Origin of the sequence: Bacillus sp. FJAT-45037, assembly GCF_002797325.1 — a bacterium.
Taxonomy (GTDB): Bacteria; Bacillota; Bacilli; order Bacillales; family Bacillaceae_D; genus Alkalihalophilus.
Genome location: NZ_KZ454938.1, coordinates 1,222,669 through 1,235,077 on the forward strand (window position 1 = coordinate 1,222,669; position 12,409 = coordinate 1,235,077).

General features: G+C 38.6%; 13 protein-coding genes. 12 read left to right on the forward strand and 1 reads right to left on the reverse strand.

The window, feature by feature from the left end; all coding sequences use genetic code 11:
• The 5 genes from panD (at position 1) to CDZ88_RS06310 (ending at position 6,596) form a co-directional block, all read left to right on the forward strand.
• Positions 1-384, forward strand: coding sequence for an aspartate 1-decarboxylase (panD, locus tag CDZ88_RS06290; protein ID WP_100372733.1), 384 nt, complete (start codon positions 1-3; stop codon positions 382-384).
• Between the two features lie 66 nt (positions 385-450).
• Positions 451-1,455: a tetratricopeptide repeat protein gene (locus tag CDZ88_RS06295; protein ID WP_100372734.1), complete on the forward strand. Its 1,005-nt coding sequence runs from the start codon at positions 451-453 to the stop codon at positions 1,453-1,455.
• A 32-nt stretch (positions 1,456-1,487) separates the two neighbouring features.
• On the forward strand, positions 1,488-4,310 hold the full coding sequence (gene dinG, locus CDZ88_RS06300; protein WP_100372735.1) for an ATP-dependent DNA helicase DinG: 2,823 nt from the start codon (positions 1,488-1,490) through the stop codon (positions 4,308-4,310).
• A gap of 110 nt (positions 4,311-4,420) precedes the next feature.
• Positions 4,421-5,260, forward strand: a complete 840-nt coding sequence (locus CDZ88_RS06305; protein WP_100372736.1) for a ComEC/Rec2 family competence protein — start codon at positions 4,421-4,423, stop codon at positions 5,258-5,260.
• A gap of 22 nt (positions 5,261-5,282) precedes the next feature.
• The gene (locus CDZ88_RS06310) at positions 5,283-6,596 is read left to right on the forward strand and encodes an amidohydrolase (RefSeq protein WP_100372737.1); all 1,314 of its coding nucleotides are present in this window, start codon (positions 5,283-5,285) and stop codon (positions 6,594-6,596) included.
• 48 nt (positions 6,597-6,644) lie between these two features.
• Here CDZ88_RS06310 and CDZ88_RS06315 read toward each other — a convergent pair whose 3' ends face one another.
• A complete protein-coding gene (locus CDZ88_RS06315) occupies positions 6,645-6,839 on the reverse strand; it encodes a hypothetical protein (protein WP_100372738.1) in 195 nt (64 codons plus the stop codon).
• 112 nt (positions 6,840-6,951) lie between these two features.
• Between CDZ88_RS06315 and CDZ88_RS06320 the strand changes: the two genes are divergently transcribed.
• The 7 genes from CDZ88_RS06320 (at position 6,952) to CDZ88_RS06350 (ending at position 12,399) form a co-directional block, all read left to right on the forward strand.
• Positions 6,952-7,122, forward strand: coding sequence for a YpmA family protein (locus tag CDZ88_RS06320; RefSeq protein WP_100372739.1), 171 nt, complete (start codon positions 6,952-6,954; stop codon positions 7,120-7,122).
• Between the two features lie 11 nt (positions 7,123-7,133).
• Entirely contained in the window at positions 7,134-7,625 is a 492-nt protein-coding gene (locus CDZ88_RS06325) for a cell wall elongation regulator TseB-like domain-containing protein (RefSeq protein WP_100372740.1), read from the forward strand.
• A 100-nt stretch (positions 7,626-7,725) separates the two neighbouring features.
• Positions 7,726-8,910: a pyridoxal phosphate-dependent aminotransferase gene (locus CDZ88_RS06330; RefSeq protein WP_100372741.1), complete on the forward strand. Its 1,185-nt coding sequence runs from the start codon at positions 7,726-7,728 to the stop codon at positions 8,908-8,910.
• Between the two features lie 143 nt (positions 8,911-9,053).
• Positions 9,054-10,346, forward strand: a complete 1,293-nt coding sequence (gene asnS / locus CDZ88_RS06335; RefSeq protein ID WP_100372742.1) for an asparagine--tRNA ligase — start codon at positions 9,054-9,056, stop codon at positions 10,344-10,346.
• A 159-nt stretch (positions 10,347-10,505) separates the two neighbouring features.
• A complete protein-coding gene (locus CDZ88_RS06340; RefSeq protein WP_100372743.1) occupies positions 10,506-11,207 on the forward strand; it encodes a DnaD domain-containing protein in 702 nt (233 codons plus the stop codon).
• A gap of 20 nt (positions 11,208-11,227) precedes the next feature.
• Positions 11,228-11,878: an endonuclease III gene (nth, locus tag CDZ88_RS06345; protein WP_100372744.1), complete on the forward strand. Its 651-nt coding sequence runs from the start codon at positions 11,228-11,230 to the stop codon at positions 11,876-11,878.
• A 5-nt stretch (positions 11,879-11,883) separates the two neighbouring features.
• Positions 11,884-12,399, forward strand: a complete 516-nt coding sequence (locus tag CDZ88_RS06350; protein ID WP_100372745.1) for a YpoC family protein — start codon at positions 11,884-11,886, stop codon at positions 12,397-12,399.
• The last annotated feature ends 10 nt before the right edge of the window (positions 12,400-12,409 follow it).

Below are 12,409 nucleotides of genomic sequence, written 5' to 3' on the forward strand. Positions count from 1 at the left end.
ATGTATCGAACAATGATGAAAGCTAAAATCCATAGAGCGCGTGTGACGGAATCTAATTTAAACTATGTCGGTAGTATTACGATTGATGAAGACTTAATGGACGCTGTCGATCTTCTCGAGAATGAAAAAGTTCAAATTGTGAATAATAACAACGGTGCAAGATTTGAGACGTATGTTATTAAAGGGCCCAGAGGTAGTGGGGTTATTTGTTTAAATGGTGCCGCTGCAAGACTCGTTCAAAAGGACGATGTAGTTATTATTTTATCTTACGTATTAGTTGAAGAGGCAAGAGTGAACTCACACGAACCGCGAGTGGCGATTATGGATGAATCTAATCAAATTGTTGAAATGTTAGCCAAAGAGCCAGCTTCTACCGTTTTATAAATCGCATATTCCCCTTCTATTCGTTGAACACTGAGCAAGAGGAGTGACACGGGAGGAGGGGTTTTTTTGGGGGATATGATCCGAAGTTGGAATGAGTTGTATCAAGCGATTGAAACACACTGGAGCTCGTTTACTGTGACAGAAAAAAAGGAACAATTAACTTTTTTAGAGGAGTCAGCCCAATCCCTTTTAGATTCGTGGGGAGAAATGGAAGAAAAATTGGCTGTACTAAAACAAAAAGAAAACACAGAAGAGACGATACGACCGACCTATCAAAGTGTTGGGACGAGTTATTATATATTGGAGTTATTTGATAAAGCGCAGAAAGCTTTGTTGCGTGAACAGGCCACCGGTGCCGAAAATGAACTAAGAATGCTCTATTTAGGGTTTTCTGCTCTCTATACGAACGATGATCATGTTGTGCTTGAAACATTCCTTTATCTTATTCAAACGTCACGTTCGCAGATGATTCGTCATTTTTCTTATGTAGGTTTAGGCTGTTACTACACACAGCTTGATCAGATTGAAAAAGCGACTGAATTATTTCAACATGCGAATGAGCTTACAACAAGTGCAGATGTTGTGTATAATTTAGGAGTATGTCATTATGTGAATAAACATTTTTCCATAGCCAAAACATTTTTCAACGAAACATTAAAAATGTTACCCGAAGACGGTGAGTCCTATTTTCTATTAGGGTGCTGTGAATGGGAACTTGGAAATCGAAAAAAAGCATGGGAATGTTTGTTGAGTGCTCTAGGTCTGTTGTATTCAAAAGAATCGTTACTTGCTTTTGCTAAAATGAGCGAATGGCATGGTCATCATCAAATTGCTATTCATTGTTACAAACGTATTGAAGATTTAACGGAACGTTCGTCTGAAACAACTCATGGATTGGCATGGAATTACGCTCTTATGGATGAATATGAGAAGGCTATCAACTTATTCTCGGAACTGACAATGAATGATCCACACGATTTAGACGTAAGGCGATCAATTAACTGGTTAGTTGATTATTGGCCGAAGTTATTATCATCTGAACTTAAAACTCGCTGTGTAGTAAATGCTTAGCCCATTCGTGTATGGATGAACAGAGGTGAAACATGAACGATCGCTTTATAGTGGTAGATGTCGAAACAACAGGTCATTCTGTAGCCAAGGGTGATCGTATCATTCAAATAGGGGCAGTGGTCATCGAATCAGGTAAAATCGTCGAACGATTTGCTTCATTTGTTAATCCAGAAATAGATATCCCGCCATTTATTGAAGAGTTAACAGGAATAAATAATCAAATGGTTGAGCAAGCCCCAACGTTTGAAGAGCTAGTAACAGAGCTGCTTCCTTTATTTGAAAACGTCGGTTTTGTTGCACATAACGTGCCATTTGATTATTCTTTTTTAAAAAAGCAATTCGAGCTAATTGGGCATGCTCTTCCTAAGATGAATTGTTATGATACGGTCGAACTTTCAAGGATGCTTTTGCCTAAAGAAGAAAGCTACAAACTTGGCCACCTAGCATGGAGTCTAGGGTTAGATCATGACAGACCTCACCAAGCTGATAGTGATGCTGAGGTGACAGCTGAGATCTTTTTATTATTACTAAAAAAACTTGAATCATTACCAGTTCTTACGTTACAACAGCTTATTCCTATCGTTAGACATTTTAGAAGTCATCTAGAACAAATGATTGATGAAATGGTGATGAATAAGCTTAAAAAAGGAACATCTGACGATGACGAATATGATTGTTATCGTCAGTTTGCATTAAAAAAGAGTCAAAAAGATGATGTCATTGAAAAAGATGCAGACGAAGCTATGACGTTTAAATCATACCGGGAAAGGTTGTTCTCTTCTCGGGATGGGCTTAAAGATGCTTTTGTTCATTACGAAGCAAGAGCTGGTCAAGTGGAGATGATGGATGAAGTTGATCATGCCTTTCATATGAATGAGCATGTGTTAATTGAAGCGGGTACAGGTACAGGTAAATCACTAGCCTATTTACTTCCATCTGTTTTTTATGCAGAAGAGACGGGAAATCCAGTCGTTGTATCGACTCAGACCATTCCTCTTCAAGATCAATTACTACAGCGTGACTTACCTTTACTTAATAAGTTAGTACCCTTTCAAGTTAAAATTGCGTTATTAAAAGGCCGAAGCCATTATTTATGCTTACGAAAGTTTGAAGATTCATTAAAGACGGTTTCAGAAGATACGTACGATGTTCGACTTATTAAAGCGCAAATTTTAATATGGTTAACAGAAACAGAGCATGGAGATGTAGAAGAACTAAATATTCCTACTGGTGGACGCGCTTTTTGGTTCGATGTTCAAAGTGATGCAACTTCAGATCTTGGAAGGTTTAGTCCGTGGTTTTCCCGTTGTTTCTATCACCAGGCGAGACGTCGAGCGAAGGAAGCTCATCTTGTCGTCACGAACCATGCCTTATTATTAACCGATCTTGTGCATGAGCAAAGCTTGTTACCAAGTTACTCTCACGCTGTCATCGATGAAGCACATCATTTAGAGGAAGCCGCAAGTGAACATTTAGGGATGAAGGTTGATTATGTAACATTCACCTATTTATTACAAAGGGTTGGCCAAGATATGAATTCGGGTATGCTATCACATATTGATCGTCTTTGTGAAAATTATGATGTTGAGGGAAGAGATAAATTAAAAACTACCGTTGAGCAACTTTCTCAGATTCGAGAAGAGCTTGATGAATTATTTCGAATGCTCCATATGTATGTGTCTGATAAGAATAAGACTGTAGCCTCCGATGTTGGTCGTAGTAGCTACCGTTATAAAAGCTTTGAAGAATCAGGAAGATCGTGGGATGCTATTTTAGAATGTACGATGCGCGTTCATATGTTTACTGGGAATATGGTTACAGGTTTTCAAACATTATTACATTCACTTACTCAAATGAATGAACGTCTAACGTATCAAGACCAGGCGATCTTGTCTGATTGTCAGCGATTAATCGAAACATTTAGTGAGGAAGAGCAAAAGTTGTATGAGTTATTACTTGAGGCCGATCCAGATTATGTGTATTGGATGGAGATAGAACCAAGAGGCGCGAAAAATGCAACGTTTATATATAGTAAGCCAATTCAAGTATCAGAGCAGCTAGCCGATCAATTTTTTGCTAAAAAAAAGAGTGTGATCTTAACGTCAGCAACGCTTTCTATTAATGGTTCATTCGATTATCAATTAGAGAAGTTAGGTTTACGTGATTTCGGTACAAAAGTTTGCACGATTGACTCACCATTTTCTTATAAAGAACAAGCTAAGTTACTGATTCCGACAGATATGCCTACAATTAAAGAAGTATCAGATGAGCAATTTGCGATGGATGCTAGCATAAAGATTTGGCGAATTGCTGAGAAGAAACGCGGGAAAATGCTTGTTCTTTTCACATCCTATGAAATGTTAAAAAAAGTGTATGATTATGTGAAGGATTTAAGTGAGATCGAACCTATTCCGCTCATTGGCCAAGGGATTTCAAGTGGTTCTCGGGCCAAGTTAATTAAAAGCTTTAAACAAGCAGATCAAGCCATCTTATTTGGTACAAGTAGTTTTTGGGAAGGGATTGATCTTCCAGGAGATGAGCTAACGAGTCTCGTTATTGTTAGGTTGCCTTTTTCGCCCCCAGATCAACCGTTGCTACAAGCGCAATCTGAACGAGCGAAAGAAGAAGGCAAAAATCCGTTTATGGATGTGTCTCTTCCTCAAGCCATTATTCGATTTAAGCAAGGCTTTGGGCGATTAATTCGCACGAAGGAAGACAAAGGATCTGTGTTTGTTTTAGACCGTCGCATCCAAACGACAAGATATGGAAAGTTATTTATCCGTTCTCTACCTGATGTGCCTGTTCATGAAGACAAACTCGAAACATTGCTCGATCAATTTGACGATTACTTGTAGAAGGAAAAGACGCACGATACAGTACTTATAAAAGTATGGATCCAGATACATACTAATTACTGTGTTGCTGAAATTTGGATCGGTTGAATAAGTGCGGAGGTTGTGTGTTTATGCGGGTACATCGATGGATTGTTCTATGTATGTTCGTTGTTTTTTTAATACGACCACAGGAGATTACAGCTCAAAGTAATTTTGGCTTAGAAAAAATGGTAAGGGAAGAAACAGAAGAAGTGGCTGCTCTTTTTTTAGATTTGCCAGAAGGTGAGGCGACGCTTCTCCATACACCTGATGATTTTAATGTGTTAATTGGTTCAGGTTCAGAGTCATCATTTGATGATTTGATCTTACGACTTGAGTGTTTAAACATCAAAAACATTGATCAATTTATTTTACCCAATCTAGATCAAACATATATCGGATCAGCTGAAAAAATCATCGATCAATTTAAGGTCTCACAATTAATTGTGCCAACAGAAGGACTTAATTGGACAAAAGAAACGTTTTCAGATGCTCCTGTTGAAATCATTAGCTGGCTTGTCGGAAACACATATGGAGTCCACCCAGATCTTCGGTTTTCAATCTATGAGAGTGGTAACAGTATTGTGTCGGCTTTAAATATGGATGTGGAATTTGGTCAATCTATGAGGATCTTTTTTGCCAACGAAGCATCGGAAAAGTTAGAAGAACGATGGATGGAACATGATCTTCAAACAGTCAATGTCTTGAAAGTGGCAGAGTATGGCAAAGGACAAGGAACGGGAGAAGCATTTTTAGAAGCATTAGACCCTGAAGTTGCTATTATTTATAATTTACAAGATCACCGAGTAAGTCAAGGTGTACTTGAACGGTTACAAGAAACGTGGATTGATACGTATGAAACAAAACAACATGGAACAATCCTCATCAAAGCAGAAAAAACGGATTACAAACTAATGACTATCCGTTTTTGAAAATAGGAAAGTAGGTGTTTATATGTCTTGTTTGATTCATTCAGTTGCGATTTATACGGGTGAAGAGAAAGTAGAGTGGCTTGAAACGGGATATGTATTAATTGAAGATGGCGTATTTACGAAGGTAGAAAGTGGGCAACCGCCACAGGCTCTTCAAGACGAAGCAGGTACTGTGATAGATGGACGTGGGAAATGGCTCACCCCAGGTATGGTAAATACACATGGTCACGTAGGCATGATGCTTTTACGTGGATATTCAGATGATTTACCTCTTGATCGGTGGTTAAAAGAAGAAATGTGGCCATTTGAAGCCAAACTAGATGCAGCATCTGTAAAAGCCGCTAGAGACCTGGGAATGGTTGAGATGATACGCTCAGGAACGACTACGTTTTTAGAGATGTATCACTTAAATATGCATCATTTTGCCGAGGATATTATTGAAGTAGGCTTACGAGCGACATTAGCGCGCTCAATGATTGGCCTTTGTTCAAAAGAAGAACAATTGGCGAAGTTAGAGGAAAGTGTAGATTTCGCAAAAACGTGGAATAACGCAGGAAATGGTAACATTACTACGATGTTAGCTCCGCACGCACCTTACACATGCCCGCCCAATTTTATCGAGAGCACTGTAGATGAAGCGGAAAAAATCAACGTGCCTGTACATATGCATGTCGCTGAAACACGTAAAGAAGTGAACGATCATATCAAGCAATACGGGGCGCACCCTGTTTCTCATTTAGAACAAATGGGTGTATTAGACCGAGTTAAATGGTTATTTGCCCATAGCGTCCATGTAAACGATGAACAGATGGAACTTCTTCGCAAATATGACGTGGCTATAAGTCATAACCCGATTAGCAATTTAAAGTTAGGTTCTGGAGTGGCACCTATTCCAGCTATGCTTAAAAAAGGTATTAGAGTTGGTATTGGGACAGATAGTGTTGCTTCAAATAATACGTTGGATATGTTTGAAGAAATGAGGATGGCTGCCTTGATTCATAAAGGCATGAACGAAGATCCTGTTGTCATTAATACAAAAACCGCACTTAAATTAGCTACAAAAAATGGTGCCGAAATGTTAGGATTTAAGAATCTAGGTTTAATCAAAGTGGGATACCAGGCTGATTGTATCATGATTGATTCTGATGTTGCCCATCTACAACCAACAACAAACCCTATCTCACATCTTGTTTACGCAGCGAAAGGATCGGATGTGACCGATGTATTCGTCGGAGGTCGACAACTGATGAGAGACCGTGAGTTACTAACAATTGATGAAGAAAAAATCATCTCGCAGTCAAACGAACACTTTAAACGAATTCATGCTTCTATTTAAATTAAATCCCGCACATTTATGCGGGATTTACATGAGGTGTGAGCTTATTTAATGGTATTTATTGTGTTGATTACATTCTTGCTCGGTCGTTGCAGACGGTTTTTTTTTGTAATATGCAGGGAAATTTGTTTGGCGAATCGAAATGGGAAACAATTGATGCCAACTCATACCGCTGCGACCGACAAATGAAATGGTGTCCTTTTGCTTTTGGAATAAAGAGGCGGTATTAGAATGCGTTGGCATTACGTTCGCCTCCTTTCTTTAGCTTACGATTAGTATGACCTCAAATGAATTTGCTATGACTAGAAAAATTTGATGAAAAAGGTTCAATGAAAGAAAACGGAGGAGAATAAAAATGAATAAAAAAATGGAAGTTATGTCTACAGTTAGAGTGCAAAAAGCAAGTGATTTGTACAAAATCGTGGATTCACTAAACCGTACGTTGAAAGAACAAGATTTAATGTTTGGATTATCAATGGATGAAAAAAATGAGGAACAAATGGTCTTTACGATCTACCGTACATAGGTGATTTGAAAATGAAGAAATGGTTATTGATTGTTTTGATTAGTTTGTTTTTCATTGTAGTTGGAACAAGTGCATTCGTTTATCAACTCGTTCGTGAACCGCTTGTTGAAAACTATGAGCAGGCTAATCAATATATTGTAGAGAATTCCTTGCTTGATACGATGGGTGAGATTAGTTATTATCACGGAACAAAGGCATATTATGTTGTCGCTGGGATTGATGAAGATGGGGATGAATCTATTGTTTGGGTGAACGAAGACTTTACTAATTCGGTGCAAAGAAAAGCAAGTGAAGGTATAACTTATGAAGAAGCCTTAAACCATGTACGAAATGACATTGATGGTTCAGCGGTTACGAATATTCGGCTAGGGTATACAAGGGGAACTCCTATATATGAAATTATGTATACCGATGAAACTGAACGTCAAGGGTACTACTATGTTACGTTTGAAGATGGTACTTTTTTAAAACGATACAGTATTCGGTCTCATATGATAAATTGATCAGGATAAATGTTTGTCTTTTCTGAATCTACACTTGATTCATGTGAGAGGACACATTATAGTAGTAATTAGTGATGAGAAAGGGAGTTGACGATTGAGAATGAAATTAGCACAAAGAGTTTCTGCATTAACAGCATCTACGACTTTAGCTATTACAGCTAAAGCAAAAGAATTGAAAGAACAAGGGCATGATGTGATTGGTCTTGGTGCTGGAGAACCCGATTTTAACACACCTCAATACATTATCGATGCAGCGGTTCGATCAATGGAAGAGGGCCATACGAAATACACGCCATCTGGCGGCTTATTACCACTTAAACAAGCAATTATTGATAAATTTAAACGTGATCAACAACTAACATATAATCCTAATGAAATTATCGTCGGTACGGGAGCTAAACATATTCTTTATACGTTGTTTCAAGCCTTACTTGACGAAGGCGATGAAGTGATTATCCCAACACCATACTGGGTTAGTTACCCAGAACAAGTGAAGTTAGCAGAAGGGGTTCCTGTTTACATCGAAGGACTTGAGAGCAATGAGTTTAAAATTACAGCCGAACAGTTGGAGTCCGCTATTACGGAACATACGAAAGCGATTATTTTAAACTCACCAAGTAACCCAACAGGCTCTCTCTATACGAAAGAGGAATTACAAGAACTAGGTGAAGTGTGTTTGAAACACGATGTTCTCATTGTTTCAGATGAAATTTATGAGAAGCTTGTTTACGGAGGTGTGATACATACGTCGATTGCTGAAGTATCTCCTGAATTAAAACAACAAACTGTGGTTGTTAACGGTGTTTCTAAATCACATTCAATGACAGGCTGGAGAATTGGTTATGCAGCAGGTGCCGTTGAGCTGATCAAAGCAATGACGAACTTAGCTAGTCACAGCACCTCAAATCCAACGACAAGTGCCCAGTACGGTGCCATAGCTGCTTACAATGAAGATGATGGTTCTGTTGAAGAGATGAGAAAAGCATTTGAAGATCGTTTGAACAAAGTATATGACAAACTTATCGCTATTCCTGGTGTATCATGTGTAAAGCCAAAAGGCGCATTTTACCTGTTCCCAAATGTCAGTGATGCAGTAAAAATTAATGGTTATACAGATGTTGATACATGGGTCAAAGATTTATTAACGGAAGAAAAAGTAGCTTTAGTACCAGGTTCAGGCTTTGGTGCACCAAATAACGTACGTTTATCTTATGCAACTTCATTAGACGTATTAGAGAAAGCTCTAGAGCGGATCGAACGCTTTGTTCGCAGTAAAACAAAGTAATCCCAAAGAAAACACTCCTCCACACGTAAATGTTTTTTGGTGTTGGGGGGGTTTTTCTTTGATAGCCGTTGACTTCAATTTTCTGTGAAGGGTATAATGAGGATTGGTATACATAGCTTTTGTGAAGTGATGGAGGGAATAAAGTGAAAACAACAATTGCCAAAGTTGGTCAACATGTCGAGCAAGAAGTACGAATTGGTGCTTGGCTAGCAAATAAACGTTCAAGTGGTAAGATCGCTTTTTTACAACTACGTGATGGGACTGGATTTATTCAAGGTGTCGTCGTGAAAGCAGATGTTGGTGAAGAGGCTTTTCAAGCTGCTAAAAACTTAACGCAAGAAAGTTCTTTATATGTAACAGGTACTGTTCGTGAAGACGAACGTGCTCCATCAGGATATGAGTTGACGGTTACAAAGGTTGAAGTGATTCATGAAGCCATTGATTACCCGATTACACCTAAAGAGCATGGAATTGAATTCTTAATGGATCATCGTCATTTATGGTTACGCTCTAAGCGTCAACATGCTGTGATGAAAGTTCGTAACGAAATTATACGCGCGACCTATGAATTCTTTAATGACAACGATTTTGTTAAGGTTGACCCACCAATTTTAACAGGTAGTGCACCAGAAGGAACAACCGAGTTATTTGCAACAAAATACTTTGATGAAGATGCTTATTTATCTCAAAGTGGACAACTTTATATGGAAGCTGCTGCGATGGCACTTGGCCGCGTATTCTCATTTGGTCCAACTTTCCGTGCGGAAAAATCAAAAACTCGCCGTCATTTAATTGAATTTTGGATGATCGAACCAGAGATGGCATTTGTCGAGTTTGATGAGAATCTTGAAGTTCAAGAACAGTATGTATCATATATCGTGCAGTCTGTCTTGAAAAACTGTCAATTAGAGCTGAAAACATTAGGTCGTGACACATCAAAACTTGAAAAAATTCAAGCGCCATTTCCACGCATTTCTTATGATGATGCTATTACGTTCTTACATGAAAATGGCTATGATGATATTGTTTGGGGCGATGATTTCGGAGCACCACATGAGACAGCGATTGCCGAATACTACGAAAAGCCGGTATTTATCACTCATTACCCAACGTCATTAAAGCCTTTCTATATGCAGCCTGATGCTAATCGTGACGATGTTGTGTTATGTGCAGACCTTATTGCTCCAGAAGGTTATGGTGAGATTATTGGTGGATCAGAGCGCATTCATTCTCCAGAATTACTTGAACAACGTATGAAAGAGCATGATCTATCACTTGATTCTTATCAGTGGTATTTGGATTTACGTAAATACGGATCTGTTCCTCATTCAGGATTTGGATTAGGACTTGAGCGTACGGTTGCCTGGATCTCTGGGGTAGAGCATGTACGTGAATCCATTCCGTTTCCACGTTTATTAAATCGTCTATACCCATAATAAATACAACAAGAAAGCCTCAGTTTCTTCCTGAGGCTTTTTCCTTTTTACTGCTTGATTTCCAAGGGGTAGAGACACAAAATTAGTTAAACGATAAGAAGGAATTTGCCAACGACGAACGATACGTTGCATGTTATAATAGCGACTAGAGGTGTTAGTATGAATCAGAAATTTTTCTTGCAGTGGATGAAGCAAAAGCAAGTAACAATCCCAGTTCTTCTCATGGAACATTATGCTGAATTAGGGCTTAATGAGAGAGAGTTTATGGGTGTCCTACATGTGCAAACATTCATTGAACAAGGGGAACTTTTTCCAACTCCAGATCTGTTGAGTAGGAGAATGAGTTTATCAATGAATGAATGTGCGGAGCTATTAGGGAACTTGATAAAAAAAGGCTACGTTTCATTAGACAAAAAATGGGGCGAAGATGGCGTCATTTATGAATATTTTTCACTTGACCCAATATGGGAAAAGCTCGCAAATTTATTATTTATGAAGGAATCTAATGGGCAAGAAAAAGAAAACGAAGAAAAAGCAGTAAATTTATATCAGGTGTTTGAGAGGGAATTTTCTCGACCATTATCTCCAATTGAAGCAGAGACGTTATCAATGTGGATTGACCAAGATCAGCATACGCCCGAACTGATTGTTGGAGCATTGCGTGAATCGGTCGTATCGGGAAAGTTGAATTTCCGTTACATCGATCGAATATTATTTGAATGGAAACGAAACGGAATAAAAACGATTGCTCAAGCAAAAGCACATGGAGAGAAATTCCGAAAACATCAACAACCGAAAAAACCAGAGCGTACAGCTGTAAAATCAGATGGTTTTCCAAGCTTTAGCTGGTTAGAAAACTAATTAAAGGTAGGAATAATGTCGTGTTATCAAAAAAACAAACAAATGAATTATTAGAGATTATTGCTACAATGTACCCTGAGGCGGAGTGTGAATTAACACACTCCAATTCGTTTGAGTTACTGATTGCCGTGGTTCTGTCAGCTCAATGTACAGACGCCCTAGTCAATAAAGTCACTCCTAGATTATTTGAGAAATACAAGCAACCAGAGGATTACACAGCCGTTCCACTTGAAGAGTTAGAACAAGATATACGCTCAATTGGTCTCTTTAGAAGTAAAGCTAAAAACATCAAAAAATTATCACAATCATTAATTGAGCAGTTTAATGGAGAAGTTCCGCGTGAGCGTGATGAACTTATTACTTTAGCGGGGGTTGGCCGAAAAACAGCGAATGTCGTTACCTCTGTAGCTTTCGGAGTTCCTGCTATTGCTGTAGATACGCATGTGGAACGTGTATCAAAAAGGCTCGGTATCTGTCGATGGAAAGATAATGTACGCGAAGTAGAAGAGACGCTAATGAAGAAGATTCCAGAGAATCTTTGGTCAGATTCCCATCATCGCTTAATTTTTTTCGGACGTTACCATTGCAAAGCGCAGTCTCCTAAATGCGAAACGTGTCCGTTGCTTGAACGCTGTCGCGAAGGAAAAAAACGTATGAAAGCAAAGGGTTAAACAAGATGCAAATTATGATTCCACGATCATTTCAAAAGCCTCCTTTTTATGAAGTGTCATCAATTGAAGTTGATGAGGAGGCATCTGTTAAAGAGCGTTTGCGAACTGTTCATTTTTATTATGATATGACTAAGGAAATTAGTCCTTGGGAGGATCCGAACGCATATCTTCCTATCCTTTTTTCTGTTTGGAAAGAAATAGCAGTGAAGCTAAGACCTCTATATCAACAGCGACAGACAAAAGAGGTCTATCCATCGATGCTTTTAATGAGTGCTTTAGCCATCGACGCTCTTTTTTGGATGAATAAAAAAAACGTTCCGGGACTAGATGATGTAGCGCATGAAGTGAAAACTTTGCCTTATCAGCCTCCCAACAGTGGAGAAAGGCTTGCTTTTGTATTAAATCGAGTCGAGGCCTATCCTAGTTTCATTCAACTGCATTCCTTCATGCAGGAGCTTGAAAAACTGCATGCAAGAATTAAGACAATCGAAAAAAAACATCAACACGAATCATCTAATTAAAAAAGTTCAG

Excerpts from the sequence above, each read along its gene's own strand:
- panD (WP_100372733.1), top strand. The coding sequence starts at position 1 with ATGTATCGAACAATGATGAAAGCTAAAATCCATAGAGCGCGTGTGACG.
- dinG (WP_100372735.1), top strand. The coding sequence starts at position 1,488 with ATGAACGATCGCTTTATAGTGGTAGATGTCGAAACAACAGGTCATTCT.
- CDZ88_RS06305 (WP_100372736.1), top strand. The coding sequence starts at position 4,421 with ATGCGGGTACATCGATGGATTGTTCTATGTATGTTCGTTGTTTTTTTA.
- CDZ88_RS06310 (WP_100372737.1), top strand. The coding sequence starts at position 5,283 with ATGTCTTGTTTGATTCATTCAGTTGCGATTTATACGGGTGAAGAGAAA.
- CDZ88_RS06315 (WP_100372738.1), bottom strand. The coding sequence starts at position 6,839 with ATGCCAACGCATTCTAATACCGCCTCTTTATTCCAAAAGCAAAAGGAC.
- CDZ88_RS06320 (WP_100372739.1), top strand. The coding sequence starts at position 6,952 with ATGAATAAAAAAATGGAAGTTATGTCTACAGTTAGAGTGCAAAAAGCA.
- CDZ88_RS06325 (WP_100372740.1), top strand. The coding sequence starts at position 7,134 with ATGAAGAAATGGTTATTGATTGTTTTGATTAGTTTGTTTTTCATTGTA.
- CDZ88_RS06330 (WP_100372741.1), top strand. The coding sequence starts at position 7,726 with ATGAAATTAGCACAAAGAGTTTCTGCATTAACAGCATCTACGACTTTA.
- CDZ88_RS06340 (WP_100372743.1), top strand. The coding sequence starts at position 10,506 with ATGAATCAGAAATTTTTCTTGCAGTGGATGAAGCAAAAGCAAGTAACA.
- CDZ88_RS06350 (WP_100372745.1), top strand. The coding sequence starts at position 11,884 with ATGCAAATTATGATTCCACGATCATTTCAAAAGCCTCCTTTTTATGAA.